This window comes from Nonomuraea maheshkhaliensis (assembly GCF_039529435.1).
In the GTDB taxonomy this organism is placed as follows: domain Bacteria; phylum Actinomycetota; class Actinomycetes; order Streptosporangiales; family Streptosporangiaceae; genus Nonomuraea; species Nonomuraea maheshkhaliensis.
The window spans coordinates 97,858-122,547 of sequence record NZ_BAAAMU010000016.1 but is presented as its reverse complement, the minus strand read 5'-3'; the positions used below and the strand labels follow the sequence as shown (position 1 = coordinate 122,547).

At 71.5% G+C, this 24,690-nt stretch carries 24 protein-coding genes and 1 riboswitch; of the genes, 9 read left to right on the top strand and 15 right to left on the bottom strand.

Going from position 1 to position 24,690, the window contains the following annotated elements; all coding sequences use genetic code 11:
- Window positions 1–67: 67 nt before the first annotated feature.
- Window positions 68–1,261, bottom strand: a complete 1,194-nt coding sequence (locus ABFX54_RS13915; RefSeq protein WP_346104799.1) for an amino acid deaminase/aldolase — start codon at window positions 1,259–1,261, stop codon at window positions 68–70.
- A gap of 137 nt (window positions 1,262–1,398) precedes the next feature.
- On the opposite strand from ABFX54_RS13915, the gene ABFX54_RS13910 reads away from it, so the two are divergent.
- Both ABFX54_RS13910 and ABFX54_RS13905 read left to right on the top strand, forming a co-directional pair.
- The gene (locus ABFX54_RS13910) at window positions 1,399–1,998 is read left to right on the top strand and encodes a DUF6286 domain-containing protein (RefSeq protein WP_346104830.1); all 600 of its coding nucleotides are present in this window, start codon (window positions 1,399–1,401) and stop codon (window positions 1,996–1,998) included.
- A 76-nt stretch (window positions 1,999–2,074) separates the two neighbouring features.
- Window positions 2,075–2,590, top strand: coding sequence for a hypothetical protein (locus tag ABFX54_RS13905; RefSeq protein WP_346104798.1), 516 nt, complete (start codon window positions 2,075–2,077; stop codon window positions 2,588–2,590).
- A gap of 47 nt (window positions 2,591–2,637) precedes the next feature.
- Here ABFX54_RS13905 and ABFX54_RS13900 read toward each other — a convergent pair whose 3' ends face one another.
- From ABFX54_RS13900 to ABFX54_RS13870, 7 genes are all read right to left on the bottom strand, one after another.
- The gene (locus tag ABFX54_RS13900; protein ID WP_346104796.1) at window positions 2,638–4,014 is read right to left on the bottom strand and encodes an L-serine ammonia-lyase; all 1,377 of its coding nucleotides are present in this window, start codon (window positions 4,012–4,014) and stop codon (window positions 2,638–2,640) included.
- Window positions 4,015–4,069: 55 nt separating this feature from the next.
- On the bottom strand, window positions 4,070–4,462 hold the full coding sequence (gene gcvH / locus ABFX54_RS13895) for a glycine cleavage system protein GcvH (protein WP_346104794.1): 393 nt from the start codon (window positions 4,460–4,462) through the stop codon (window positions 4,070–4,072).
- Complete coding sequence (gcvT, locus tag ABFX54_RS13890) at window positions 4,459–5,544, bottom strand: glycine cleavage system aminomethyltransferase GcvT (RefSeq protein ID WP_346104792.1); 1,086 nt, start codon at window positions 5,542–5,544, stop codon at window positions 4,459–4,461. Before gcvT ends, gcvH begins: the two co-directional genes overlap by 4 nt.
- 131 nt (window positions 5,545–5,675) lie before the next feature.
- Window positions 5,676–5,773, bottom strand: a riboswitch (glycine riboswitch).
- Window positions 5,774–5,855: 82 nt separating this feature from the next.
- A complete protein-coding gene (locus ABFX54_RS13885) occupies window positions 5,856–6,548 on the bottom strand; it encodes a gamma-glutamyl-gamma-aminobutyrate hydrolase family protein (protein ID WP_346104790.1) in 693 nt (230 codons plus the stop codon).
- 7 nt (window positions 6,549–6,555) lie between these two features.
- Window positions 6,556–7,320, bottom strand: a complete 765-nt coding sequence (locus ABFX54_RS13880; protein WP_346104788.1) for a 3-oxoacyl-ACP reductase — start codon at window positions 7,318–7,320, stop codon at window positions 6,556–6,558.
- A 5-nt stretch (window positions 7,321–7,325) separates the two neighbouring features.
- Window positions 7,326–8,669: an aldehyde dehydrogenase family protein gene (locus tag ABFX54_RS13875; protein ID WP_346104787.1), complete on the bottom strand. Its 1,344-nt coding sequence runs from the start codon at window positions 8,667–8,669 to the stop codon at window positions 7,326–7,328.
- Window positions 8,670–8,678: 9 nt separating this feature from the next.
- A complete protein-coding gene (locus ABFX54_RS13870; RefSeq protein WP_346104785.1) occupies window positions 8,679–10,049 on the bottom strand; it encodes a glutamine synthetase family protein in 1,371 nt (456 codons plus the stop codon).
- Between the two features lie 124 nt (window positions 10,050–10,173).
- On the opposite strand from ABFX54_RS13870, the gene ABFX54_RS13865 reads away from it, so the two are divergent.
- Together ABFX54_RS13865 and ABFX54_RS13860 are read left to right on the top strand one after the other, a co-directional pair.
- Window positions 10,174–10,878 (top strand): FadR/GntR family transcriptional regulator, encoded by a 705-nt coding sequence (locus tag ABFX54_RS13865; RefSeq protein ID WP_346104784.1) that lies wholly within the window; start codon window positions 10,174–10,176, stop codon window positions 10,876–10,878.
- A 64-nt stretch (window positions 10,879–10,942) separates the two neighbouring features.
- Window positions 10,943–11,695: a hypothetical protein gene (locus ABFX54_RS13860; RefSeq protein ID WP_346104782.1), complete on the top strand. Its 753-nt coding sequence runs from the start codon at window positions 10,943–10,945 to the stop codon at window positions 11,693–11,695.
- Between the two features lie 45 nt (window positions 11,696–11,740).
- On the opposite strand, the gene ABFX54_RS13855 is transcribed toward ABFX54_RS13860, so the two are convergent.
- From ABFX54_RS13855 to ABFX54_RS13840, 4 genes are all read right to left on the bottom strand, one after another.
- Window positions 11,741–12,532, bottom strand: coding sequence for an SGNH/GDSL hydrolase family protein (locus ABFX54_RS13855; RefSeq protein WP_346104781.1), 792 nt, complete (start codon window positions 12,530–12,532; stop codon window positions 11,741–11,743).
- Between the two features lie 118 nt (window positions 12,533–12,650).
- Window positions 12,651–14,177 carry a nickel/cobalt transporter gene (locus ABFX54_RS13850; protein ID WP_346104779.1) on the bottom strand — a complete coding sequence of 509 codons (1,527 nt, stop codon included), beginning with the start codon at window positions 14,175–14,177 and terminating at the stop codon, window positions 12,651–12,653.
- Complete coding sequence (locus ABFX54_RS13845; protein ID WP_346104778.1) at window positions 14,174–15,373, bottom strand: tetratricopeptide repeat protein; 1,200 nt, start codon at window positions 15,371–15,373, stop codon at window positions 14,174–14,176. Before ABFX54_RS13845 ends, ABFX54_RS13850 begins: the two co-directional genes overlap by 4 nt.
- A 151-nt stretch (window positions 15,374–15,524) precedes the next feature.
- On the bottom strand, window positions 15,525–16,901 hold the full coding sequence (locus tag ABFX54_RS13840) for a DUF4331 domain-containing protein (protein WP_346104776.1): 1,377 nt from the start codon (window positions 16,899–16,901) through the stop codon (window positions 15,525–15,527).
- Between the two features lie 233 nt (window positions 16,902–17,134).
- Between ABFX54_RS13840 and ABFX54_RS13835 the strand changes: the two genes are divergently transcribed.
- Window positions 17,135–18,841, top strand: coding sequence for an ABC transporter ATP-binding protein (locus tag ABFX54_RS13835; protein WP_346104774.1), 1,707 nt, complete (start codon window positions 17,135–17,137; stop codon window positions 18,839–18,841).
- 122 nt (window positions 18,842–18,963) lie between these two features.
- Complete coding sequence (locus ABFX54_RS13830; RefSeq protein WP_346104772.1) at window positions 18,964–19,797, top strand: MurR/RpiR family transcriptional regulator; 834 nt, start codon at window positions 18,964–18,966, stop codon at window positions 19,795–19,797.
- Here the strand turns inward: ABFX54_RS13830 and ABFX54_RS13825 are convergent.
- The 3 genes from ABFX54_RS13825 to ABFX54_RS13815 are packed head-to-tail and all read right to left on the bottom strand — an operon-like array spanning window position 19,777 to window position 22,024.
- Entirely contained in the window at window positions 19,777–20,526 is a 750-nt protein-coding gene (locus ABFX54_RS13825; RefSeq protein WP_346104770.1) for an ABC transporter permease, read from the bottom strand. The two genes, ABFX54_RS13830 and ABFX54_RS13825, sit on opposite strands and share 21 nt — an antisense overlap.
- Complete coding sequence (locus ABFX54_RS13820; protein WP_346104769.1) at window positions 20,523–21,476, bottom strand: ATP-binding cassette domain-containing protein; 954 nt, start codon at window positions 21,474–21,476, stop codon at window positions 20,523–20,525. Before ABFX54_RS13820 ends, ABFX54_RS13825 begins: the two co-directional genes overlap by 4 nt.
- Before the next feature lie 17 nt (window positions 21,477–21,493).
- Complete coding sequence (locus tag ABFX54_RS13815) at window positions 21,494–22,024, bottom strand: PadR family transcriptional regulator (RefSeq protein WP_346104767.1); 531 nt, start codon at window positions 22,022–22,024, stop codon at window positions 21,494–21,496.
- A 55-nt stretch (window positions 22,025–22,079) separates the two neighbouring features.
- On the opposite strand from ABFX54_RS13815, the gene ABFX54_RS13810 reads away from it, so the two are divergent.
- The 3 genes from ABFX54_RS13810 to ABFX54_RS13800 all read left to right on the top strand — a co-directional run.
- Window positions 22,080–22,766, top strand: coding sequence for an SDR family oxidoreductase (locus ABFX54_RS13810; RefSeq protein ID WP_346104765.1), 687 nt, complete (start codon window positions 22,080–22,082; stop codon window positions 22,764–22,766).
- A gap of 32 nt (window positions 22,767–22,798) precedes the next feature.
- A complete protein-coding gene (locus ABFX54_RS13805; RefSeq protein WP_346104763.1) occupies window positions 22,799–23,968 on the top strand; it encodes an allantoate amidohydrolase in 1,170 nt (389 codons plus the stop codon).
- Window positions 23,965–24,690: amidohydrolase family protein (locus ABFX54_RS13800; protein ID WP_428834526.1), on the top strand; the 726-nt coding region annotated here is incomplete at its 3' end. The genes ABFX54_RS13805 and ABFX54_RS13800, both read left to right, overlap by 4 nt.

Genomic DNA, 24,690 nt, shown 5'->3' with positions numbered 1-24,690 from the left:
CACGCGTTCCCGGGGCCGGCCGTTGAACGGTTGACGTGCTCCGGGGCCTGTCGACGTGCTCCGGGAGTCAGAGGAAGGTCTGGCCCTCGCCTCGGTACGTCGGCACGGTCTCGACCAGGGTGTCGCCGTCCACGAGGTGGAGCGCGTCGAAGCGTTCGCACAGCTCGCCCGCCTTGGCGTGCCTGAACCACACCCGGTCCCCGATCCGCAGCTCCGCGGCGGCCTGGCCGATGAGCGGGGTCTGCACCTCGCCCGCGCCCTCGTCGGGCGCGTAGCGCAGGCCGGCGGGCAGGTACGGCTGGGGCAGGCGGCTGGGCCCGGCCGAGCCGGAGGCCGGGTAGCCGCCGCCGAGCACGGTCACCGTCTCCATGTCGGGCCGGCGGACCACGGGCAGGGCGAAGAGGGCGGCCGGGCGGCCGGTGAAGCGGCGGTAGAAGTCGAACAGCCTGGGGTGGAAGAGCCCTGAGCCGGCCGCCACCTCGGTGATGGCCTTCTCGCGTACGGTGCGCTCCACGGAGCCGGTGCCGCCGCCGTTGACGAATTCGAGATCGGTGTACTGGCGTACGGCGTTCACGATGCGTCCGCGCCGGACGATGAGCTCTCTGGCGGAGCGGGCCTGCATGAGCCGGATGAGGCGGGTGTAGACGGCGTTGCCCGGCGGGTCGTCGCCGAGGCCGGCGATCTGCGACTCGTACGCCATCAGCCCGGCCAGCCGGAACCCGGGGCGCTTGGCGATGCCGGCGGCCAGGTCGGCGGCCTGGTCGGGCTCGCGGACGGGGGAGCGCAGCGCGCCGGCCCTGAACCGTCCGCCGAGGGCGAGGTAGCCGGCGTCGATGTCGAGGCAGGTCCTGAGCTCGGCGCGCGAGTGCACGTGGGCCACGGCGGCGTCGATGAAGTCGAGGTGGGCGGCCGAGTCGATGGTGACGGTGATCCGCCGGGCGGCGTCCTGGTCGGCGGCCAGGGCGGCGAGGGCGTGCCGGTCGGCCGTGGGGTAGGCGACGAGGATGTCGGTGAAGCCGTGGCCGGCCAGCCAGAGCGCCTCGGGCAGGGTGAAGGCCATGATGCCCTGAAAGCCGTCCATGGCCAGGACGCGTTCGAGGACCGCCCGGCTGCGGATGGATTTGCTGGCGACCCGGATGGGCTTGCCGGCGGCGCGGCGGACGAGGTCGGCGGCGTTGGCGCGCATGGCCGCCAGGTCGAGGATCGCGAACGGCGCTTCCAGGGCCGCTGTGGCTCTGTCGTAGCGCTGGCGGTCATCCATACCAGCAGCGTAACGACATATCGGGCAAATGAATATGAGGCTTGTTCGTGTTGATCGTCGTCCCCGTAATGATCGGGCAAATGGGCGGCGAGGGCGCGGTTCAGGTCATGCGGGATCCATGTACGTCTGTCGTTGTGATGACCACGCTTCAGCAGATACTGCCCGGTGCCGCCGTCACCCCGCGGCACACCGGGCTGCGCCGGGCGAACAGGGCGTTGCGGCCGGCGCGTACCGTTCCGGGGGCCCTGGTCGCGCTGACGCTGGCCGCCGGGCTGGGGGTGACCGCGGCCGAGGTGGTCTCGGGGCTGCTCGGCGCGCCGCTCGGCTGGGTGCCGGTGAACGAGGCGGTCGATCTCGCCACGAAGAGCACGTGGCCGGAGCTCGCCACGCCGTCCCTGGTCACGTCGGGGGCGGGCGTGCTGATGCTGCTGCTCGCAATCGTGCCGGGCCGGTCGAGGACGGTGCCGGTGGAGACGTCCGACCCGCTGATCGTCATCGGGATCACCCGCTCAGGACTGCGCCGCACGCTCCGCGCCGCCGCCCAGCAGGTGGCGGGGGTGGACAAGGCCCGGGTACGCCTGCGCCGGCGCACCATCGAGGTCACGGTCGTGACGAGCGCGGAGAGCTCGGGCCAGATGTTGCGGCAGGTCGGGGTCGCGGTGGGGGACCGCCTGGCGGGCGTGGGCACCCTCGGGACCGGCGAGGTCGTGGTACGCCTGCGCAGGAGGTCCGCGTGATGGGCTCTCCGGTACGGCGGGAGCGCCGGGTGATCTGCCGGGACAGCGGGAGGCGGGACAGCGGGAGGTACGTCTGATGCGTCAGTACACCGGGAATCGGGTCGGGCTGGCGATCGTCGGGGCGACGCTGCTGGGCCTCGGCGGGTACGCGTGGCTGCGCGGCGAGGACCGGTTCCTCGGCCTGCCGCCGGGCGCCAGGGTGCTGCCCGCGCAGGCGTACCGGACGCTGGCGGAGGAGCCGTGGCCGCTGTGGTTCCTGGCCCTGGGCCTGCTGCTGCTGGCCCTGGTCTGCCTGCGCTGGCTGCTGCTGTGCCTGGGCTGGGGCCGCAGGGGCACGCCCAACGGCACGGGCACGGCCATGCTGTTCGTGGGCCTCAAGGGCGTGGAGGGGCTGGGCCGGGCGGGGGTCAGAGTCGCCGAGGACGGGCTGCGCATCTCGCTGACCTGCCCGGCGGCGGCCGACGTGGGCGCGGTGGTGGGCAAGCTGGACGGCGACATCGTCGGCCGGATCCGGCGGGAGGTCCGCGATGACGAGGCCCCCGCCGTCGTACGGCTGCACGTGCGCCGCCCGGCCGGCGCCCGGTCACGTTGACGGCAGAGCCGGCGCCCGGTCACGTTGTCGGCCGAGCCGCCGTCCGGTCAGCACTCGATCACGTTGACGGCCAGGCCGCCGCGTGAGGTCTCCTTGTACTTGTCCAGCATGTCCTGCCCGGTGATGCGCATCGTCTTGATGGCCTTGTCGAGCGCCACGTAGTGCCGCCCGTCGCCGCGCAGGGCGATCCTGGCGGCGGTGATGGCCTTGTTGGAGGCGACCGCGTTGCGCTCGATGCACGGGATCTGGACCAGGCCGCCGATCGGGTCGCAGGTCAGCCCCAGGTTGTGCTCGATGCCGATCTCGGCGGCGTTCTCCACCTGCTCGGGGGTGCCGCCGAGCACCTCGGTGAGGCCGGCGGAGGCCATGGAGCAGGCCGAGCCCACCTCGCCCTGGCAGCCCACCTCCGCGCCGGAGATCGAGGCGTTCTCCTTGAACAGCACGCCGATCGCGCCGGCCGTCAGCAGGAAGCGGACCACGCCCTCGTCGTCGGCGTGGGGGACGAAGCGGGTGTAGTAGGTCAGGACGGCCGGGATGATGCCGGCGGCGCCGTTGGTGGGGGCGGTGACGATGCGGCCGCCCGCGGCGTTCTCCTCGTTGACGGCGAGGGCGAAGAGCGTCACCCAGTCCATGGCCTGGAGCGGGTCCTTCTCGGCCGGCTCCGACTGCAGGCGGCGGTGCAGCTGGTTGGCGCGGCGCTTGACCTTCAGGCCGCCGGGCAGGACGCCCTCCTTGGAGATGCCGCGGCGCACGCACTCGGACATCACCCGCCACAGGTTGAGCAGGCCCTCCCGGATCTGCTCCTCGGTGCGGCCGAAGGCCTGCTCGTTCTCCAGCACGAGGGCGGAGATCGACAGACCCGTGTTGGAGCAGTGCTTGAGCAGCTCCTCGCCGGTGGTGAACGGGAAGGGCAGCACCGTGTCGTCGGGCTTGATGCGGTCGGCGCCGGTGGCCTGCTCGTCCACCACGAAGCCGCCGCCGACGGAGAAGTAGACCTTCTCCTTGATCGGCTCGCCGGAGGCGGCGTAGGCGGTGAAGCGCATGCCGTTGGGATGTTCCGGCAGCGAGATCTTGCGTTCGAAGACGAGGTGCTCGCCGACGACGAACGGGATCTCGTGCGTGCCGTAGAGCTTGAGCGTGCCGGACTCGCGCATCGCGGCGATGCGGGCCTCGACGCTGTCGACGTCCACCAGTTCGGGCTTCTCGCCGGACAGGCCGAGCAGGACCGCCTTGTCGCTGCCATGGCCCTTGCCGGTCAGGCCGAGCGAGCCGTACAGGATGGCCTCGACCCGGGCAACCCGGTCGAGCAGGCCGTCCTCGTGCAGGCCGCGGGCGAATTTGTGCGCGGCGGCCATCGGGCCGCCGGTGTGGGAGCTGGACGGTCCGATACCGATCTTGAACAGGTCGAAGACGCTGATCGCCATTGATGTGCGCCCTTCTTGGGGGCCGGGGCCCGGCCGTGCGGGCCCCGGCGGTGGGTCAGGACTCGCTGCCCTTGGTGAGCGCTGTGTACTCCTCGGGCGTGAGCAGCTCTTCGGTGTCGCCTTCCACGCGCACCTTGAACATCCAGCCCTCGCCGTAGGAGTCGCTGTTCACCAGGCCGGGGTCGTCCACGACGGCCTGGTTGACCTCCACGATCTCGCCGCCGACCGGCGCGTAGATCTCGTTGACCGACTTGGTCGACTCCACCTCGCCGACGGAGTCGCCCCGCTCGATGGTCGAGCCGACCTCGGGGAGCTGCACGTAGACGACATCACCAAGGGCCTCGGCGGCGAAGGCCGTGATGCCGACGGTCACGGTGAGGCCGTCTTCGAGCCCGGCCACCCACTCGTGCTCCTTGGTGTAGCTCAGGTCGTCAGGGATGTTGCTCACTTGTTCCTCCTGTAGAAGGGCAGCTCGACCACGTCCATAGGTTCATGGCTGCCCCGGATGTCCACGGCCAGGCCTGTTTCCGCACCGGTGTCCACGTAGGCCATCGCGATCGGCTTGCCCAGGGTCTGGGAAGGCGCGCCGCTGGTGACCACGCCGACGACGGCGCCGTCTTTCGTGACCGGGTAACCGTGGCGCGGCACCCGGCGGCCCCGCGCGACCAGGCCGACGAGCCGGCGTCGCGGCGTGTCGTCCTTGACCGCCTCGAGCGCCGACCTGCCGACGAAGTCACCGGGCTTGTCGAATTTCACCACCCGGCCCAGCCCCGCGTCGAACGGAGTGAGGCCGGCGTGCAGCTCGTTGCCGTAAAGAGGCATGCCGGCTTCGAGCCTGAGCGTGTCGCGGCTGGACAGGCCGGCGGGCTTGAGCCCGTACGGCTCCCCGGCCGCCGTGAGGGCGTGCCACAGCGGCACCGCGTCGTCGTTGGCGACGAACAGCTCGAACCCGTCCTCGCCGGTGTAGCCGGTACGGGCGATGAGGGCCTGCCGGCCGTCCACCACGCCGGGCAGCCCGGCGTAGTACTTGAGCCCGGCGAGGTCGGCGTCGGTGAGCGTGGCCAGGATCTCCTGCGAGCGGGGCCCCTGGACGGCGATCAGCGCGTACTGGTCGGACCGATCCTCGACGACCACATCGAACGCCTTAGAGCGAATTTTCAGCTCATTTCCGACTTTTTCGTAGTTCGAGGCGTTGGCCACGACCATGAACTCCTCGTCCCCGAGCCGGTAGACGATGAGGTCGTCGAGCACCCCGCCGCGCTCGTCCACGATCATGGTGTAGCGCGCCCGCCCGGGCGCCAGCGCCGACAGATGCCCGACCAGCGCGTGGTCCAGCGCTTGGCCGGCCTGCGGCCCGGTCAGGAAGATCTCTCCCATGTGGGACAGGTCGAACAGCCCGGCCGCCTCGCGCACGGCCTTGTGCTCCGCGGACTCGCTGCCGTACCGGAGCGGCATGAGCCAGCCCGCGAAGTCGGTGAGCGTGGCGCCGAGGCTCTCGTGAACGTCTCGTAGCGGTGTCGGTCGGGACATTGGTCGCACCTCAGGACAGGGTTGGATGCCAGGATCCTCCCCCTCTGTCATCGATGCCTGAGAGCTTCGCCCGACTTTTGCCGGACTTTCACCTTCGGCGAGGCCCACGGGCCTGCTTTCCAGAGGTCACCCTTAGCCGTGCGGTCCTTTGCCTTGAGAGGTTTGCGGGGAGGGCTTGCTCCTTCAGGGACCCTGACCGGCTGTCAGGGTGCTCTCCCGCACGATGCGTCGGTGATGCCCGCCAGCCTAGTGCCGACCGGGGGTCGTTGTCGCGTCCAGGGCAGCCGTGACCGGCCGCCGGCGCGCGCGTCTCAGCAGGCGGACACCAGCGCGTCGAACAACGCGTGGCCCTCCGCCATCTCCGCGTGCCACTGCACGGCCACCACGAAAGCCGCGTCCAGTTCGACGGCCTCGATCGTGCCGTCGGCGCTCGCGGCCGTGACCGCCAGGCCGGGGGCCAGGCGATCGACGGCCTGGTGATGGTAGTGCGGGACCGTCACCGGCTCCTCGCCCAGCGCCTTCGCCAGCCGGGTGCCCGGCACGACGCTCACCGGCAGGTCGCCGAAACGGCCGGGGCCCGGGCAGTGGTCCGTGTGGCCGACCACGTCGGGCAGGTGCTGGTGCAGGCTGCCGCCCAGGGCCACGTTGAGCACCTGGAGGCCGCGGCAGATGCCCAGATACGGCAGCCCGGCCTCCAGGGCCGCGGCGAGCAGGGCGAACTCCGCCTCGTCGCGGACCTCCCTGACGTAGCCGATCCGCTCGTGCGGGGCGGCGTCGTATCTGGTCGGGTCGATGTCGCCGCCCCCGGCCAGGATCAGCCCGTCCAGGCCGCGCACGACGGAGGCGGGCGCGCCGGCCGGAGGCAGCACGACCGGCTGGCCGCCGGCCCGCACGACCTGCTCCACGTACGCGTACGGCAGCAGCGCGGCCGTCGTGTCCTGCCACACCGTGAACGAGGCGGGCTCGACGTAACAGGTGATGCCGATGACGGGACGACGCACCATGATCTCCTTAGAGGGGCGTGACGTAGGCGCCGGAGATGCCGCCGTCCACCAGGAACTCGCTGCCGGTGATGAACGAGGCGTCGTCGCTGGCCAGGAACGCCACCGCCGCCGCGATCTCCGACGCCTCGGCGAAGCGGCCCACGGGGACGTGCACCAGCCGCCGCCGCGCCCGTTCGGGATCCTTGGCGAACAACTCCCGCAGCAGCGGCGTGTTCACCGGCCCGGGGCACAGGGCGTTGACCCTGATGCCCTCCCTGGCGAACTGCACGCCCAGCTCCCGCGACATCGCCAGCACCCCGCCCTTGGACGCGGTGTAGGAGATCTGCGAGGTGGCCGAGCCCATCACCGCCACGAAGGAGGCGGTGTTGATGATCGAGCCCTTGCCCTGGCGGCGCATGTACGGGATCGCGTGCTTGCAGCACAGGTAGACGCTGGTCAGGTTGACCTCCTGGACGCGGCGCCATGCGTCGATGCCGGTCTCCAGGATCGAGTCGTCGTCGGGCGGGGAGATGCCGGCGTTGTTGAAGGCGATGTCCACGCTGCCGTAGGTGTCGTGCGCCGTGGCGAACATCCGTACGACGTCGTCCTCGCTGGTCACGTCGGCCCGCACGAACAGGCCGCCGACCTCGGTCGCGGCCTTGACCCCCGCCTCTTCGTCGATGTCCGCGCAGACCACCTTGGCGCCCTCTTCGGCGAAGCGGCGGGCCGTGGCCAGCCCGATGCCGCCGCCCGCGCCGGTGATGACCGCCACCCGATCCTGCAACCGCTGCATGTGTGTCACTCCGATGAGATGAAGACGTTCTTGGTCTCGGTGAACGCGGCCAGGGCGTCCGGGCCGAGCTCCCTGCCGAGGCCGGACTGCTTGAAGCCGCCGAACGGGGTCCAGTAGCGGACGGAGGAGTGGGAGTTGACCGACAGCGCGCCCGACTCGACCGCCCTGGCCACGCGCAGCGCCCGGCCGACGTCGCGGGTCCAGATCGAGCCGCTCAGGCCGTAGGGGGTGTCGTTGGCGATCCGCACGGCCTGCGCCTCGTCCTCGAACCTGACCACCGACACGACCGGGCCGAAGATCTCCTCGGTGAACGCGCGGTCCGTCAGCTCGGGGGTCAGCACCGTCGGCGGGAACCAGAAGCCCTTGCCCTGGGGGCAGGAGCCCCGCAGCCAGGGGGTGCCCTCGACGAAGCCGCGGACCCGGTCGAGGTGCTCCGCGCTGATCAGCGGGCCCATCTCGGTGCTCTCGTCACGCGGGTCGCCGACCTTGACGCCCTGGACGGCCGGGGCGAGCAGGGACATGAACTCGTCGTACACGGACGACTGGACGAGGATCCTCGACCGGGCGCAGCAGTCCTGGCCGGCGTTGTCGAAGACGGCGTAGGGGGCGGTGCGGGCGGCCTTGTCCAGGTCGGCGTCGGCGAAGACGATGTTCGCCGACTTGCCGCCCAGCTCCAGCGTGACCCGCTTGACCTGGCGCGCCGCCTTGGCCGCGATCTCCTTGCCCACCTCGGTCGAGCCGGTGAAGACGATCTTCGCCACGTCGGGGTGCTCGACCAGGCGGGCTCCCGCGACCTCCCCTGCTCCAGGCAGCACCTGGAGCACCCCCTCGGGGAGGCCCGCCGCCAGGGCCAGCTCGGCCAGCCTCAGCGCGGTCAGCGGAGTCCACTCGGCCGGCTTGACGATCACGGTGTTGCCCGCCGCCAGCGCCGGGGCCATGCCCCACGTCGTGATCACCATCGGGAAGTTCCACGGCACGATGATCCCCACGACGCCCATGGGCTCCTGGAACGTCAGGTTCACCCCGCCGGGCACCGGGATCTGCTTGCCGTGGTCGCGCTCAGGCGCGCCCGCGTAGAAGTGCAGCACGTCGCGGACGTTGCCGGCCTCCCAGCGGGCGTTGGCGACGGTGTGGCCGGCGTTGGCCAGCTCAAGCCCCGCCAGCTCCTCGCCGTGCGCGTCCACCAGGTCGGCGAAGCGGCGCAGCAGCCGCGCCCGGTCGCCCGGGGCCACCTCGCGCCACGTCGCGTACGCCTTCCTGGCACGCTCCACGGCCCGGTCGACCTCGGCCGCGTCGCGGAGCTCGACGTCGGCCAGGACGTCCTCGGTGGCCGGATTTACGATCTTCATGCGCCCCCGTCACATCCGTTCGAAACCACGGAACAGCTCCCAGTCCGTCACCGCCGCGTCGTAGGCGGCCAGCTCCACCCGCGCGTTGTTCGCGTAGTGGTCGACCACGTCCTCCCCGAACGACTCCTTGGCCAGCTTCGACCCCTCGAACAGGGCCAGCGCGTCGCGCAGCGTGTAGGGCACGGTCTCGGCCCCGCTGACGTAGGCGTTGCCCGGGCACGGGTCCTCCAGCGGCAGCTCGGCGTCGATGCCGTGCAGGCCGGCCGCGATCAGCGCCGCCACCGCCAGGTACGGGTTCACGTCGCCGCCCGGCACCCGGTTCTCCACCCGCAGCGACGGGCCGTGGCCGACGAGCCTGAGCGAGCAGGTGCGGTTGTCCACGCCCCACTTGACCGCCGTCGGGGCGAAGCTGCCGGGGACGAAGCGCTTGTAGGAGTTGACGTTGGGGGCGTACAAGAGGGTCAGCTCCCGCATGCACGCCAGTTGCCCGGCGATGAAGCGGGCGCCGAGCGGCGAGAGCCCGTAGGGTCCCTCGCCCGCCATGACGAGCTCGCCGTCCTCGCCGCGGAGGGAGATGTGCACGTGGCAGGAGTTGCCCTCACGCTGGTTCGGCTTGGCCATGAAGGTGATCGAACGGCCCTCCTGGGCCGCGATCTCCTTGGCGCCGTTCTTGTAGATGGCGTGGTTGTCGCAGGTGGCCAGCGCCTCGGCGTAGCGGAAGGCGATCTCGTGCTGGCCGAGGTTGCACTCGCCCTTGGCGGATTCGACGTACAGGCCCGCGCCCTCCATGTCGCGCCTGATCCGGCGCAGCAGCGGCTCGACGCGGGCCGTGCCGAGCAGCGAGTAGTCCACGTTGTAGAGGTTGGCGGGCGACAGGTCACGGTAGCCCCGCCGCCAGGCGTCCTCGTAGCTGTCGTCGTAGACGACGAACTCCAGCTCGGTGCCCACGTACGCGGCCAGCCCCCGATCGGCGAGGCGGGCGAGCTGCCGGCGCAGGATCTGCCGCGGCGAGGCGGTCACCTCGGCGCCGTCCTCCCAGGTCAGGTCGGCCATCAGCATCGCGGTCCCCTCGTGCCACGGCACCCGGCGCAGCGTCGCGAGGTCGGGCTTCATCACGAAGTCGCCGTAACCCCGGTCCCAGGACGACATCGAGTATCCCTGCACGGTGTTCATGTCCACGTCGACCGCGAGCAGGTAGTTGCAGCCCTCGGAGCCGTGGTGCAGCACCTCTTCGAGAAAATACCGCGCCGACAGCCGCTTGCCCTGCAACCTGCCCTGCATGTCGGCGATCGCGAGGAGCACGGTGTCGATCCGCCCGTCCGCCACCTCGTCGCGCAGCTCGGCGACGGAAAGGAACCCGGTGCTCGCTCGTCCGCTCACGCTACGTCGCTCCGATCTGGCCTGACGCGCTCACCCGTTGATTGGGCTAGTCTCAGACCATTGATGTGCATGCCACGATCGCTTGTCAAGACCTGAGGACACGTTGGACGAGTCGGCGCGTTTGATGACGGTGTTGCGGCCGGTCAGGGCCGGCAACGCCTTCGAGGAGACCGTGGAACGGCTGCTCCAGGCGATCAAACTCGGCGTGGTCGCGCCGGGCGACAAACTTCCCGCCGAGCGCGAGCTGGCCGCTCGGCTCGGCATCAGCAGGGTGACGCTGCGCGAGGCGATCCGCGCCCTGTCCGACGCGGGCTATCTCGACGTACGCAGGGGCCGCTACGGCGGCGCGTTCGTCACCTACGTCCCGCCCAAACCCGACGCCGGCGACCTGCGCCAGGCCGTCAGGAAGATGGGCCAGGACGAGCTGTCGGACGCGCTCACGTTCCGGCTGGCGGTGGAGTGCGGGGCGGCGCAGGTCTTGGCCACCTGCGAGCTCACCGAGGACAGGAAGGCCGTCCTCGTCCGCCGGCTCGCCGAGCTCAACCAGGCCGGGCTGGACGACTACCGCCGCCTCGACACCGCCTTCCACCTGTCCATCGCGGAGCTCACCGGCTCGGCCCTGCTCGCCACCACGTGCGCCGACGCCCGCTCCAGGATCAGCGACCTGCTCAACGCCATCCCGATGCTCCAGGTCAACCTCGACCACGCCGCCGTCCAGCACCAGGCCATCGTGGACGCCATCCTCGCCGCCGACCCAGACGCGGCCAGGAGAGCCGTCACCGAACACCTCGACGGGACGGCCGCGCTGCTGCGGGCATTCCTCTCCTGACCGGCCATGGTCGGGCAATGGGGCCTGGAAGGGGCGCGCGGCTCGTACCATCGAACCCAAGGCCATGCAGAACTGGTTTCAGCAGAGCATCATCTCCACAGGACGGCTGCCGCTGTTCTGCTACTTCGTCATGCTCATCGTGGCCTTCATCGCCACCCGCATCAACGTGCGCCTGATCAGGGCGAAGATCGGCTGGTTCCGCAACGTCAACGTGGGCGAGATGCACATCCACCACGTGGTCTTCGGCGTGGTGCTCATGCTGATCGGCGGCGTCGCCCTCATCGTCTCGCCCGGCTCGCAGATCGGCACCGCCGCCGCGGCCTCCGTGTTCGGCGTCGGATCGGCTCTGGTGCTGGACGAGTTCGCGCTGATCCTGCACCTGCACGACGTCTACTGGGAGGAGGAGGGCCGCACCTCGGTGGACGCCGTCTTCATCGCGGTCGCCGTCACCGGCCTGCTCCTCATCGGCCTGCGCCCCCTCACCTGGAACTACGGCACCCCGGTCAACCCGGCCATGCTGATCGTGGCCAACCTGGCGCTCGCCGTCGTCACGCTGCTCAAGGGCAAGATCTGGACCGGCATGGCGGGGCTCTTCGTGCCGCCCATGCTGCTGGTCGGCGCGATCCGGCTGGCGCGGCCCGGCTCGCCGTGGGCCCACTGGTTCTTCGCCAAGGGGTCGCCGCGCAAGCTGGCCAGGGCGGTGCACCGGGAGGAGCGGTTACGGCGGCCGGTGATCAAGGCGAAGATCGCGTTCCAGGAGTTCCTCTCCGGGCGGCACGATCTGCCGTCCACCCGGCGCGGGCGCCGGCACACGTAGCGGCTGTCTCGGAGCAGCCATCCCGTAGCGGCCGTCCCGTAGTGGCTATCCCTTTGTGCCGGAGACCGGCTGAACCCACGGGGTGAGGTCCGGGCGTTTGGCCGTGCGGCCGTCGCCCGAGGAGCGGCCGCGCAGGCGGCGCGCCATCCACGGCCCCGCGAACGTGGCCAGCCAGCGCACCTCGCCCGCGGCCACCCGCCACCGCGCCGCCGGAGGCAGCGGCGGGAAGGGCAGCATCCACGAGTCGTCGCTGCCGGCCAGCCCCAGCGCGTGCGCCATGGCGGCGGCGATGCGGGCGTGACCGGCCGGGCTCGCGTGCAGGCGGTCCACGCTCCACATCCGCGCGTCCGTGACGAACTCCATCGCGAACGTGTCCACCAGCGCGACCCCGTGCCTGGCGGCGGCGGCGCGGATGCGCTCGTTGAGTTCGAGCACGCGGGGCCGCAGCGGCCGGGCCATCGGGGCGATCTTGCCGATGTCGGGGAACGTCACGCTCACCACGTGCGCGCCCGCCCCGGTCAGCGCGGCGAACATCTCCTCCACCACCCCCGCCACCGCGGCGGCGTCGAAGCCGGGGCGGATGATGTCGTTCATGCCCGCCATGACCGTGACCAGGTCGGGCCGCAGCGCCAGCGCGGCGTCCAGTTGCTCGGCCCTGATCTGCGCGGCCACCCGGCCGCGGACGGCCAGGTTGGCGTAGCGGAGCTCCGGGTCGGCGCGGGCCAGGTGCTCGGCCAGGCGATCGGCCCAGCCGCGGTGACCGTTGACGTCGTCGCCGTCGCCCAGGCCCTCGGTCTGGCTGTCCCCGAGCGCGACGTAACGCGTGTAGGCGGTCATGAGGGCCCCTTTCCGATGCGCTCGCGTGCCCCGGCCGAGCGCTCCTCCGGCGTCCGCGCGGTACGCAGGCACCATAAGCGGTGGGCGACTGCGGGTGCCAGGCGGGGGTTGGGCGGGGCTAGAGGGCGACCACGGAGCGCAGGGCCAGGCCCGCGCCGAGGAGGACGACCATGGCGGCCGTTCCCATCGGGGCCAGGCCCGACAGCCTGGCGGCCAGGCGGCGGCCGGCCGAGGCGCGCCGCTCCAGCCGGTCCACGAGTTTGACCAGGAGCAGGCCGGTGATCGTGAGGGTGGCGGCCATGCCGACGCCGTACGCGGTGACCAGCGCGACGCCGAACCAGGTCCGGCCGAGGGCGATGGCGCCGAGCAGGACGATCAGGGCCGAAGGGCTGGGCACGAGACCACCCGCCACCCCGAGTCCGATCAGGCCCCGGCGCTTGGAGCGGTGCTGCTCGTGGCCATGTCCGTGCCCGTGCCCGTGCCCATGTCCGTGCCCGTGCCCATGTCCGTGTCCGTGTCCGTGTCCGTGCGTACGGTCGTGGCGGGTGTTCTGGAGGAGGCGCAGGCCGATGACGGCGATCAGCACGCCGCTGGCCACCCCCAGCCAGGCCAGCACCGACTCCCCGGCCAGCGCCGTGAACACGGTCAGCAGCAGCCCCACCACCAGCACTCCGGCCGTGTGCGTGGCCGTCACCGTCGCGCCCACCACCAGCGCGTCGCGCGGGCGCCCGCGCCGGCCCGCCAGGTACGCGGCCATGATGGTCTTGCCGTGCCCGGGGATGAGCGCGTGCCCGGCCCCGAGCACCATGGCGAGCGCCACCGCCAGCAGGCCCAGCGGCACGGTCAGCGTCTCCGAGCCGATCAGGCCGGTGAATGTCCGGTCCAGCGCGGCCAGGGCGTCCCCGATCGGGCCGCCGATCTCGACCCCGCCGGGCATCGCGCCGCCGCCGGGAGCACCGGACGATCCGGGGGTGGCGTCGCCGAGACCGGCGAGGGGGCCGGAGAGGGGGCCGGAGACCGTGCCGGAGACCGTGAAGGTGGCCGTCCGCTGGTCGAGCGGGGCCGTGAGCAGGTCGTCGGGGTAGGACCGCAGCTCCTGGCTGATGCTGCGGGCGGGCACGGAGGAGCCGGTCAGGGCCACCCCGTCGCCGGCCGCGGTGATCTCGCGCCAGCCGATCCTGTCCTGCTCGAACCCGTCGGCGAACGTCACGGCCCCCGAGGCGCGGACGTCGCCCACGAGCCGGCAGGACAGGCGGCTGGTCCGCAGGCCGCCCTCGCCGGGGGCGTAGGTGAAGGAGGAGCCCTCCACGCGCCAGGGCACCGTCCGTCCGGCCACCCCCAGCCGCTGGGCGGCGGCCAGGGCGGCGCAGCGGCGCGCCGGGTAGGCGGCGTCCACGTCCGGCTCGGCCTGGAGGGTCGGCAGCTCGGCCAGGTCCACGACGGCGAGGTTGCGCACGGCCGAGGCCGAGACCCGCAGGCCGTTGTAGTGGTTGACGGTGAACCGGCCGAGCGGATGAGCCAGCGTCTCCGCATGGGCGGCCGAGGTGGCCGTCTGTGCGTGGGCGGAGGCGGGCAGGAGGATCGCGCAGAGGGACAGCAGCAGGCCCGTCGCGACGGACAGCAGACCGAGCGGGACCGCTCTCATGAGAACCTCGCCAGTGCGGAAAGCGTCGGGTCGAAGGCCGGATCCACCCGCGCCGAGCGGCCGAGGGCCCGCTCGATCACGGCGCGGTGGTAGGCGAGCAGCGGGTTGCGCCATCCGGTCGCGGTGGCCCGCTCGGCGTATTCGAGCGCCTCGGCCGGCGCGCCCGCCTTGAACAGGGCCCAGGCCAGGGCGTCGGCGGCGACGAGGTTGGGGTTGCGGGCGTATTCGGCCCTGGCGTGCCGTACGGCCTTGGCCGGGTCGCCGTGGTCGGCCTCGAACTCGGCCCACGTCAGGTCGTCGCGCACGCCGGCCGCCTTGAAGAGCTTGCGCTGGGCTTCGAGCAGCGTCCAGTCGGCCCGCTGACCGGCCTTGATCCGGGTCTCGCCCTGCTCGATGAGGTACTGGGGGAGGGGGAGCCGTTCGACCACGCGCTCGTACAGGCCGAGCGCCTCGGTGAGCCGGCCGCCGAGCGCCGCCGCCCTGGCCTGGCCGGCGAGGGCGGGGGTGTAGGCGGGGTAGGCCGCGAGGGCCTTGCCGTACCAGTCGGCCGCGGTCTTGAGGTCGCCCGAGTGCAGGGCCAGTTCGCCCAGGTAGTAGCGGGCGTAGGCGACGTCGGCGGGCGTCCAGGCGTCGTTGTGCGCGTATTCGAGGTATTTGCGGGCTTTGTCGAGGTCGCCGCGCAGCTCGGCCGCGTAGGAGGCGCGGGTGAAGGCCGGGACGCCGGGGTGCAGGTCCATCATCCGGTCCACGGCCCGCTGAGCCCCGCGCAGGTCGCCGAGCTGGGTCTTCGCGTCGGCCAGCACGCCGTACGCCGCCACGCCGTACGGGTTGGCCGCGATGGCGCGTTCGGCCAGCCGTACCGCGTCGGTGAACTCGTGCCGGCCCGCGGCCAGCGCCGCCTGGGCGGCGAGGACGGCGTCGTCGCGGTCGTTCAGCCGGGCGGCCGTGGCGAGCGCGCCTTCCGCCTTGCCGTAGTACGCCGGGTCGCCGGTGACCCGGGCCTGGTCCACGTACTGGGAGGCGAGTTGCGCCCAGCCGCGGAAGTCGCCGGGCAGCCGCTTGAGCCGCTCCTGCAACGTCTCGCGGCGCTGCGCGTCCGCCACCGGCAGTGGCTCGGGCGAGGCCGTGAAGGTGAAGATCGTGAACAGCATCGCCCCGATGAGGGCGAGACCGGCGAATATCGCGAAGGCACGCATGTCCAAGGCTCCAGGATCGAAGGTGGGGCCGGCCGGCCGTGACGGGGGGCACGGCCAGCCGGCCCTTTCTGCTGGCGGCAGGCGATGGGAGACGGGGGCCTGCCGCCGGGGCAACCGGCCGGTCTGGAGAGGAACCGGCCGGTCAGGCGGGTCAGCGCTGGTTCACTGCCACGTTGCTCGGCAGCGGGATGTACGGGAACGTCTGCCCGAACGGCTTGTCGTTCCTGTCCACCTTGTCCGTCAGCCCGGGCACGAGCTTGCCGGTCAGCGCGGCGCCGGCCACGGCCTGCAGCTCGATGTCCACGACGTCGTCGGCGAGCCGGCGGCCGTTCGGGAAGCCCGCGAGGTCGCCGCCGAGGACGCCGAGCCGGTTCGGGGACTTGGACGGCGGGACCGACATGTTCAGCCGCAGCATCTCCGAGGGGCGCAGCTTGCCCGCGTCTTTGTTGAGCACCTGCGAATTCAGGTCGGCCTTGATGGGGCCGTTCTGCTTGGCGATGCCGGTCAGGAAGATCTCGACCAGGTCGTTGCGCGGGGTCGCCGGAGCCTTGATCCCGTAGATCTTCTGCAGCAGCCTGGCCACCTCGGGGTCGGTGACCCGGTTGACCAGGGGCTGCACGTCGGCGTCCTTCGACGGGTCGAGGGCGTTGAAGGCGTCCTTCAGCCCGGCGGGGGCCACGACCTCGTTCACCAGCGGGTTGCACAGGCGGGAGACCTGCACGAAGGAGTCGCCGTTGAACTTGTCGGTGGTCGAGCAGACGCCGATCACGGGGTTGCGCTTGGGGTCGCCCTTGAGCGCGAGGTCCTTGGCGGGCACCTGGAGGGCCACGGTGTTGACGTTGTAGCCCCTGGTGGTGTCCTGGCCGACCTCGGACAGGTCGCCGCCGTAGAGGAGGTCGAAGACGCGCAGGTCGAGGAAGAACGCCTCGTCCGACTGTCCGGCGAAGGTCTTGCCGCCGTTCGGCAGGCTCTTGATCGACTGGTCGCGCAGGGTGGCGTAGTCGGGCATGGAGGCGCGTCCGACGTTGCTCGGCGCGACGATGCCGTCGTCGACCAGCGTCTTGGAGCCGCCCGGGGTGATCCGCTTGAGCGTGTAGCGCTGGCGGAAGAGCAGGTTGGGGTCGTTCAGCGAGGTGACGGGGCCGTTGTTGTAGAGGAACGTGTCGTTGCCGCGCTTGTCCTCGTTGCGGAACGTCCACTCGTAGGTGATGTCCGTCTTGGCGTCACCATCGTTGTCGATCTTTATGTTGTGCCGTGACTTGACCGCGAACGGGTAGAAGTTCGGGCCGCCGTTGGGCTCCTCGAACGGGATCCAGTTGGCGATCAAGGTCACGGAGTCCGCTTTGTCGGGACTCACGAAGGCGTACACGTCGGTGTTGTCATGCTGCGGGTCGCCCGAGATCATCGGGGCCTCGCGGTGTGAGGAAGCGATGCCGGAGTCGGTGCGGAGCACGGCCAGGGACGACACAGCGACGGCTGCGGCCAGGCCGATTCCGACAAGAGCGCGCCGGTTGGTCCGGAGCTCCATGTTCGGGTCCTTTCGGGAAGGGCTGTTCGTGACGTGCGAGGTTCCGGCCGGGATTCCTCGACGCCCTATTCGTCCGTGGCCCGCCCGCGGATGTCGGTCTCCTCCTTGAGAATGAGTGTCAACTAAAGTTGACATACTTAAGTCGTCAATCTAAGTTGACGTTGTCCTGGCGGTGCGGATCCAGAGGTTCCGTTCGTTGGAGTGAATCGAGAAATGTCGTGAGAGGAGCTGTGGTGCTCAGGGAACTGCTGGCTTATGTGCGCCCGCACCGGAAGATCCTGCTTGTGGGCGGGCTGCTGGGCCTGATCGGCTCGGCGGCGGGCCTGGCGATGCCGTTGCTGGCCAAGTACGTGGTGGACGCCTTCGGACAGACCGGGTCGATGGCGGCGCCGTTACTCGGGCTGACCGCGGCGGTGCTCGTCGGGGCGGTCGTCTCGGCCGGGGGAAGTTACCTGATGGAACGCACGGGCGAGGGCATCGTGCTCGGCGCCCGCCGGAACCTGGTCGACCGGATGTTGCGGCTCAAGGTCGCGGACGTGGACCGGCTCAAGCCCGGCGACCTGCTGTCGCGGGTGACCGGTGACACGACGCTGCTGCGGGCCGTGCTGACCAACGGCATCGTCGACTCGGTCAGCTCGGCGTTCATGCTGGTGGGGGCCATCGTGCTGATGGCGACCATGGACGGCGTGCTGCTGCTGGTCACGCTGCTCGTGGTGGTGGTGATCGGCGGGATGGTGGCGCTGGTCATGCCGCGGATCCAGCGGGCGCAGACCCAGGCCCAGGAGGCCGTGGGGGAGATGGGGGCGGTGCTGGACCGGGCGCTGCAGGCCTACAGGACCGTCAAGGCCAGCGGCGCGGAGGAGCGCGAGATCGCTGTGGTCGGCGACGCGGCCGTGCGGGCCCGCGACCGGGGGCTGCAGGTCGCCGGATGGACGTCGCTGGCGGGAGTGGCGACGTGGATGGCGGTGCAGATCGCGTTCCTGGCCGTGCTGGGCGTCGGCGGCGCGCGGGTCTCCTCCGGCACGCTGGAGGTGTCGTCGCTGATCGCGTTCCTGCTCTACCTGTTCTACCTGGTGCCGCCGATCGGGCAGCTGGTCCAGGGCGGCGTGCAGCTCCAGCAGGGGCTCGCCGCGATGAAGCGGATCAAGGAGATCGAGGACCTGCCCGCCGAGCCGGTCGGCGTCGCCGAGCCGCACGACGCGCGGCCGGTCGGCGTCCGGTTCGATGACGTGGTCTTCCGGTACGGCGACGACCGGCCACTCGTGCACGACGGCGTGAGCTTCGAGGTGGCGCCCGGCGGGCTGACGGCGCTGGTCGGACCGTCGGGGGCGGGCAAGTCCACGGTGTTCGCGCTGCTCGAACGCTTCTACGACCACCAGTCGGGCTCGATCGCCATCGACGGGCGGGACATCCGAGACTGGCCGCTCGGCGAGCTGCGCGGCGCGCTCGGCTATGTCGAGCAGGACGCTCCCGTGCTGGCCGGCACGCTCAGGGAGAACCTGCTCTTCGCCGCCAGTGACGCCACGGAGGAGGAGCTGCACCGGGCCATCGCGCGGACCAGGCTCGACGACCTGGTGGCCCGGCTCCCCGAAGGGCTCGACACGCCGGTCGGGCACCGCGGCGTGCTGCTGTCGGGCGGCGAGCGCCAGCGGGTGGCCATCGCCAGGGCGCTGCTGCGCAAGCCCAGGCTGCTGTTGCTCGACGAGGCCACCTCGCAGCTCGACGCGGTCAACGAGCTGCGGCTGCGCGAGGTGATCGCCGAGGTCGCGAGGGAGACCACGGTGCTGGTCATCGCGCACCGCCTGTCCACGGTGACCAACGCCGACCGCATCGTGGTGATGGAGGGCGGCGGCGTGCGCGCGGTCGGCACGCACGAGGAGCTGGTGGGCGCGGACGAGCTCTACCGGGAGCTGGCCGCCACCCAGTTCCTGGTCGGCTGAGCGGCGCGGGCCCGCCGCCGGGTTAGTCTCTGCTGTGAATGAACCCATTCACAGCAGGGGCTGCTTCCGGCCGTCACCGGTGTGAGGGATGAGAATGCCGGGGCGGCGGTGTTGGAGGTGACGTGGCGGACGGATATCACGGCGGGCTGAGCGTGCTCCTCGACGGCCGGAGGCTGTCGCCCGTGCAGCGCAGGATCGCCCACTACCTGAGCGAGAACCTGGACGAGGCGATCTTCCTGTCCAGCGTGGAGCTGGCCGACCGGGCCGGGGTCAGCCAGCCTTCGGTGACCAGGTTCGCCATGGTGCTGGGGTTCGCCGGATATCCCGAGCTGCGCCAGGCGCTGCGGCCGCTGGTGCTGGGCGGCGCCCTGGAGGCGCCGCAGGAGAGCCTGCTGCGCGGCGCCATCGACTGCGAGATCCGCAACCTGGCCCTGGTCAGGGAGCGGCTGGCGGCGTTGCCGCTGAAGGAGCTGGGCGAACACCTGGCCGCGACCGAGCCGCTGCCCGTGCTGGGGCTGCGGGTCTCGTGCGGTCTGGCCACCACCTTCGCCTACTACGCCCGCCGCATCCATCCCGACGTGCGGCTGCTCACCCACGGCGGCTCCGAGCTGGCCGAGGGGCTGCACGCGGCCCGGCGGGCCGGAGCCGAGTGGGTGGTGGCCGTGGTGCTGCCGCGCTATCCGGCGGAGGCGCTGCGGGCGCTGGAATACGCGGAGAGGCTGGGCCTGCGCGTGGCCGCCATCACCGACAGGCCCGACTTCCCGGCCGAGATCGTGCTCGACGCGCCCGTGGGCGACCGGCTCGTGTTCGACTCGCACGCCGCGCCGCTGGCCCTGGCCATGGCCCTGGTGGAGGCCATGGCCGACGCCGCGCCGCTGCGTACGCGGGCCAGGCTCGAAGAATATGAGCGGATGGCCGACGAGACCGGCACGTTCCTAACCAGCGATCCTGCCTAGCGACCGCATCGACCACATCGTCGTGAGCGCCGCCAGCGCGATGAAGAGCCCGAACGCGATCGGGATCGACGCATCACCCAGCCGCCCGTCGAACAGCGCCCGCCCCGCCTCGACGGCGTGGTAGAGCGGGTTGACCGGGGCCAGGAACTTCATCCAGTCGGGCGCGAACGAGATCGGCACGAACAGCCCGGCCAGCAACATGATCGGCAACATGAACAGGTTGAGCGTCTGCGACATGCCGTTCTCGTCGCGCACGGTCAGCGCCAGCCCCTGCGACAGCCCCGAGGCGAACAGCCCGGTCGCGGCCATGAGCAGCAGCACCAGCACCAGCTCCACGGCCCCGATGCGCACCCCCATGGCGATGGCCACGATGAGCACCAGGACGGCCTGGAGGACCAGCACGACCATGTCCTTGGCCACCCGCCCGAGCACGATCGCCGGCCGCCAGGCGGGGCTGACGGCGTAACGTTCGAGCGAGCCGTTGCGCAGCTCGGCGATCAGCCCGAACCCGGAGAAGAGCGAGCCGAACACGGCGATCATCATCATGGACGCCGGGGTGAACATGCGCAGCGCGTCCACCGTGGTGCCGCCCGGCGTCAGCGACTTCAGCAGCGGCGCGAACATGAGCAGGTAGAGCACCGGCTGCATGATGCCGAACAGCGGCCAGATCGGGTTGCTGAAGGACTTCTTCAGCTCGTAGCCGGTGAACAGGGCGGTGTGGCGGATCATACGGCGGCTCCCGCGTCACGAAGGGATCGGCCGGTCTTGGCCAGGAAGACGTCATCGAGGGTGGAGCGGTCGAGCGCGATCGAGGTCAGGCCGAGACCCTGCTCCTCCAGCGCCCGCAGCAGGGCGGGCAGCGTGTGCTCGCCGTCGTCCACGTAGACGCGCAGCAGGTCGTCGTCCACGCGGGTCTCGCGGGCCAGCGGCTTGAGCGTCTCCGCCGCGCGTTCAGGCTCGCTCACCCTGAGCGTGATCACGTCGCCGGAGACCTCCCGCTTGAGAGCGGACGGCGTGCCCTCGGCCACGACCGTGCCGTGGTCCACGATCATCAGCCGGTCGCACAGCGCGTCGGCCTCGTCGAGGTAGTGGGTGCTGAGCAGCACGCTCGTGCCCGCCTCGCGCAACTGCCTGATCCGGTCCCAGAGGTTGGCGCGGTTTTGAGGGTCGAGGCCCGTGGTGGGCTCGTCGAGGAAGAGCAGCGGCGGGTTGTGCACGAGCCCGATCGCGATGGCCACCCGCCGCTTCTGGCCGCCCGACAGCGTACGGCCGGGGCGGTCGGCAAGCTCGGTCAGCTCGAAGCGGTCGAGCACCTCGGCGGTGGCCCGCGCCGGATCGGCCATGGCGTGGATCCTGGCGGCCATCATGATCTGCGCCCTGGCGCTCGTGGTGTCCTCCACCCCGCCGGCCTGGCTCACGTAGCCGAGGTTGCGCCGGACCTGCGCGGGCTCCTTCCGCAGGTCGTGGCCCGCGATCGTGGCGGTGCCCGCGTCGGGGGTGATCAGCGTGGACAACATCCTGATCGTGGTGGTCTTGCCCGCGCCGTTGGGCCCGAGCACGCCGAAGATCTCGCCCTTGGCCACGTCGAGGTCCACGCCGCGCACGGCCTCGACGGTCTGGGCGCCCTTTCTGCTCCTCGTGGTGAACGTCTTGCGCAGGCCCTCTGCCTGAATGATCATCGGGGCGGTCAGCTCCTTCATGGCAACTCGTCGGCCTCGATCCTCGGGATCGCCTTCTCCACCCAGTCGAGCTGGGCCTGGAGCATGGCCCGCTGCAGGCCGAGGTTCTCGTTGACGTGCTCGGGGGCGCCGTGGGCGACTTTCACGCCGCTCATGTGTCCCATGGTGTCGACGTACATCCGAAGCTGGGACATCCTGCCACGCAGCGCCGTCAATATCTCCTGCTTTTCCAGCCGGTCCATGAACGTCATGGCCACCTGGAACGGGTCGACGATGGGCTTGAGCTCGTGCCACGCCTTGAGCAGCATCCGGTGGAACTCCTCGCGGCCGAGGTCGGTGAGGGCGTAGACGACCTTGCCGCCCTTGCCCGCCTCGACGACCTCCAGCAGGCCCTCGTCGGCCATCTTGCTCAGGCCGTGGTAGATCGAGCCGAACGCCACGTTGGTCCAGGATTCGATGCCCATGACCTCCAGGCGGCGGCGGACCCCGTAGCCGTTCATGGGGCCGTCCAGCAACGCGCCGAGGATCAGGATCCGGGTCGATGACATGTATTCAAGTTTGTATGCAAACTTGAATAATCGTCAAGGTCAATAAGCTGCCTCCATGAGTGAACGACCGACGGCGCTGGTCACAGGCGCCTCCCGGGGCGTCGGCGCCGCCGTCGCCAGGGCGCTGACCCCGACCCACGACGTCATCCTGGGCGGGCGCGACGAGCGGGCACTGGCCGCGCTGGCGGCCGGGCTGCCGGGGGCGCGTCCCTGGCCGGTGGAGCTGACCCGGGTCACCGCCGCCGACGTGGCCGGCATCGAGCGGCTCGACGTGCTGGTGCACAGCGCCGGGATGAGCCGGCTCGGCCGGATCGCCGACCAGGGCGCCGACGTCTGGCGGCGGACCATGGAGGTGAACGTGATCGCGGTCGCCGAGCTGACCAGGCTGCTGCTGCCCGCGCTGCGGCGGGCCGGCGGCCACGTCGTCTGCGTCAACTCCGGCTCGGGCCAGCGGGCGAACCCCCACTGGGCATCCTACGCGGCCAGCAAGTTCGCGCTGAAGGCGTTCGCCGACGCGTTGCGGCTGGAGGAGCCGGAGCTGCGGGTCACGACCGTCTATCCGGGGCGGACGGCCACCGACATGCAGCGGGAGGTGCGTGCGTACGAGGGGGGCGCGTTCGAGCCGGAGAAGTACCTCGAACCGGAGACCGTGGCGCGGGCGCTGCTCGCGGCCGTCATGGCCGGCCCCGACGCCCACCTCACCGAGCTGACCCTGCGGCCCCGAGGGGGTCCCGTCAACTGAGGTGAATGGATCCATTCACTACAGTGGGGGCCATGCTTGAGCGACTGGCCCCCATTGGAAGAGATCCCGAGACCGGCGGCTACCTGCGGGACGCCTGGTCGGACGCCGACCTGGAGCTGCGCGAGTGGTTCGCGGGCGAGGCCACGAGCAGGGGCCTCGACCTGCGCGAAGACCGCAACGGCAACCTGTGGGCGTGGTGGGGGAGCCCGTCGCGCGAGCGCCCCGGCGTGGTGACGGGCAGCCACCTCGACTCAGTCCGCCAGGGCGGCGCCTATGACGGGCCGCTCGGCGTCGTGTCCGCCTTCGCCGCGCTCGACCTGCTGAAGGAGCGGGCCGTGACGCCCTCGGTGCCCGTGGGCGTGGCCTGCTTCACCGACGAGGAGGGCGCCAGGTTCGGCGTGCCGTGCATGGGCTCGCGGCTGCTCACCGGCGCGCTCTCCCCCGACCGCGCGCTCGGGCTCACCGACGACGACGGCGACACCCTGGCCGAGGTGCTGCGGCGGGCCGGGCGCAAGCCCCACGAGACCGGCCGCGACGACGAGACGCTGGCCACCGTCGGCACCTTCGTGGAGCTCCACGTCGAGCAGGGCCGCGGGCTCGTGACCGAGGGCCGCCCGGTGGGCGTGGCCGGGGCGATCTGGCCGCACGGCCGCTGGCGGCTCGACTTCCGCGGCCGGGCCGACCACGCCGGCACCACCCGGCTGGCCGACCGAGACGACCCGATGCTGCCCTTCGCCCGCATGACGCTGGCCGCCAGGCAGGCGGCTCAGCGGCTCGGCGTGGTGGCCACCGTCGGCAAGGTACGCGTCTCGCCCGGCAGCGCCAACGCCATCCCCGGCCTGGTCAGCGCCTGGCTCGACGCGCGCGGGGCCGACGCCGCGGCCGTGCGCGAGCTGGTCGGCGAGGTGAGCGGCGAGGCGAGCGAGGTGCGCGAGGAGTCCTGGACGCCCGAGGTGGTCTTCGCCGAGGCGCTGCGCGACCGGCTGGCCCGGGTGGCCGGCGGCGACACGCCCGCGCCCATCCTGCCCACGGGCGCGGGGCACGACGCCGGAATCCTCGCGGCGGCGGGTATCCCGAGCGCCATGTTGTTCGTCAGGAACCCCACCGGCGTGTCCCACTCACCCGGAGAGCACGCCGAGCGGGCAGACTGCGAGGCGGGAGTGGTGGCACTCGCGGACGTGCTGGAGGATCTGTGTCGCTGACCTACTGGTGCGAGCGGGCCTGGCTGCCCGAAGGGGTCGCCGGTGACGTGCTCGTGGAGATCGACGGCGCCAGGATCACCCGCATCGAGCAGGGCCCGCCCGGCGACGCCGAGCGGCTGCCTGGGCTGACCGTCCCCGGCCTGGCCAACGCCCACTCCCACGCCTTCCATCGCGCGCTGCGCGGCGTCACCCAGGAGGGCAAGGGCGACTTCTGGACCTGGCGCGAGCGGATGTACGAGGTGGCCGCCCGGCTCGACCCCGAGTCCTACCTGCGCCTGGCCACCGCCGTCTACGCCGAGATGGCCCTTTCCGGGGTGACGTGCGTGGGCGAGTTCCACTATCTGCACCACGACCGCGACGGGCGGCCGTACCAGGACGACGACAACGCGATGGGCCACGCCCTCGTGCGCGCCGCCCGGGCCGCCGGGCTGCGTATCGCGCTGCTCGACACCTGCTACGTGTCGGGCGGCATCGGCGCCCCGCTGGCCGGCCCGCAACTGCGCTTCAGCGACGGCGACGCCGAGCACTGGGCGGTCAGGGCCGAACGGCTGGCGGCCGCCTACGACGGGCAGCCCGACGTCGAGATCGGCGCCGCCATCCACTCCGTGCGGGCGGTGCCGCCCGAGCAGATGCAGGTCGTGGCCGAGTTCTCCCACCGCCACGCCGCGCCCCTGCACGTGCACGTCTCCGAGCAGCGGGCCGAGAACGGCGCCTGGGTTCGG

Bases quoted from the DNA above. Each gene is read 5' to 3' on its own strand.
- ABFX54_RS13915 (WP_346104799.1), bottom strand. From the start codon at position 1,261: ATGGATGACCGCCAGCGCTACGACAGAGCCACAGCGGCCCTGGAAGCG.
- ABFX54_RS13910 (WP_346104830.1), top strand. From the start codon at position 1,399: ATGACCACGCTTCAGCAGATACTGCCCGGTGCCGCCGTCACCCCGCGG.
- ABFX54_RS13905 (WP_346104798.1), top strand. From the start codon at position 2,075: ATGCGTCAGTACACCGGGAATCGGGTCGGGCTGGCGATCGTCGGGGCG.
- ABFX54_RS13900 (WP_346104796.1), bottom strand. From the start codon at position 4,014: ATGGCGATCAGCGTCTTCGACCTGTTCAAGATCGGTATCGGACCGTCC.
- gcvT (WP_346104792.1), bottom strand. From the start codon at position 5,544: ATGTCCCGACCGACACCGCTACGAGACGTTCACGAGAGCCTCGGCGCC.
- ABFX54_RS13885 (WP_346104790.1), bottom strand. From the start codon at position 6,548: ATGGTGCGTCGTCCCGTCATCGGCATCACCTGTTACGTCGAGCCCGCC.
- ABFX54_RS13880 (WP_346104788.1), bottom strand. From the start codon at position 7,320: ATGCAGCGGTTGCAGGATCGGGTGGCGGTCATCACCGGCGCGGGCGGC.
- ABFX54_RS13875 (WP_346104787.1), bottom strand. From the start codon at position 8,669: ATGAAGATCGTAAATCCGGCCACCGAGGACGTCCTGGCCGACGTCGAG.
- ABFX54_RS13865 (WP_346104784.1), top strand. From the start codon at position 10,174: ATGACGGTGTTGCGGCCGGTCAGGGCCGGCAACGCCTTCGAGGAGACC.
- ABFX54_RS13860 (WP_346104782.1), top strand. From the start codon at position 10,943: ATGCAGAACTGGTTTCAGCAGAGCATCATCTCCACAGGACGGCTGCCG.
- ABFX54_RS13855 (WP_346104781.1), bottom strand. From the start codon at position 12,532: ATGACCGCCTACACGCGTTACGTCGCGCTCGGGGACAGCCAGACCGAG.
- ABFX54_RS13850 (WP_346104779.1), bottom strand. From the start codon at position 14,177: ATGAGAGCGGTCCCGCTCGGTCTGCTGTCCGTCGCGACGGGCCTGCTG.
- ABFX54_RS13845 (WP_346104778.1), bottom strand. From the start codon at position 15,373: ATGCGTGCCTTCGCGATATTCGCCGGTCTCGCCCTCATCGGGGCGATG.
- ABFX54_RS13840 (WP_346104776.1), bottom strand. From the start codon at position 16,901: ATGGAGCTCCGGACCAACCGGCGCGCTCTTGTCGGAATCGGCCTGGCC.
- ABFX54_RS13825 (WP_346104770.1), bottom strand. From the start codon at position 20,526: ATGATCCGCCACACCGCCCTGTTCACCGGCTACGAGCTGAAGAAGTCC.
- ABFX54_RS13820 (WP_346104769.1), bottom strand. From the start codon at position 21,476: ATGATCATTCAGGCAGAGGGCCTGCGCAAGACGTTCACCACGAGGAGC.
- ABFX54_RS13815 (WP_346104767.1), bottom strand. From the start codon at position 22,024: ATGTCATCGACCCGGATCCTGATCCTCGGCGCGTTGCTGGACGGCCCC.
- ABFX54_RS13810 (WP_346104765.1), top strand. From the start codon at position 22,080: ATGAGTGAACGACCGACGGCGCTGGTCACAGGCGCCTCCCGGGGCGTC.
- ABFX54_RS13805 (WP_346104763.1), top strand. From the start codon at position 22,799: ATGCTTGAGCGACTGGCCCCCATTGGAAGAGATCCCGAGACCGGCGGC.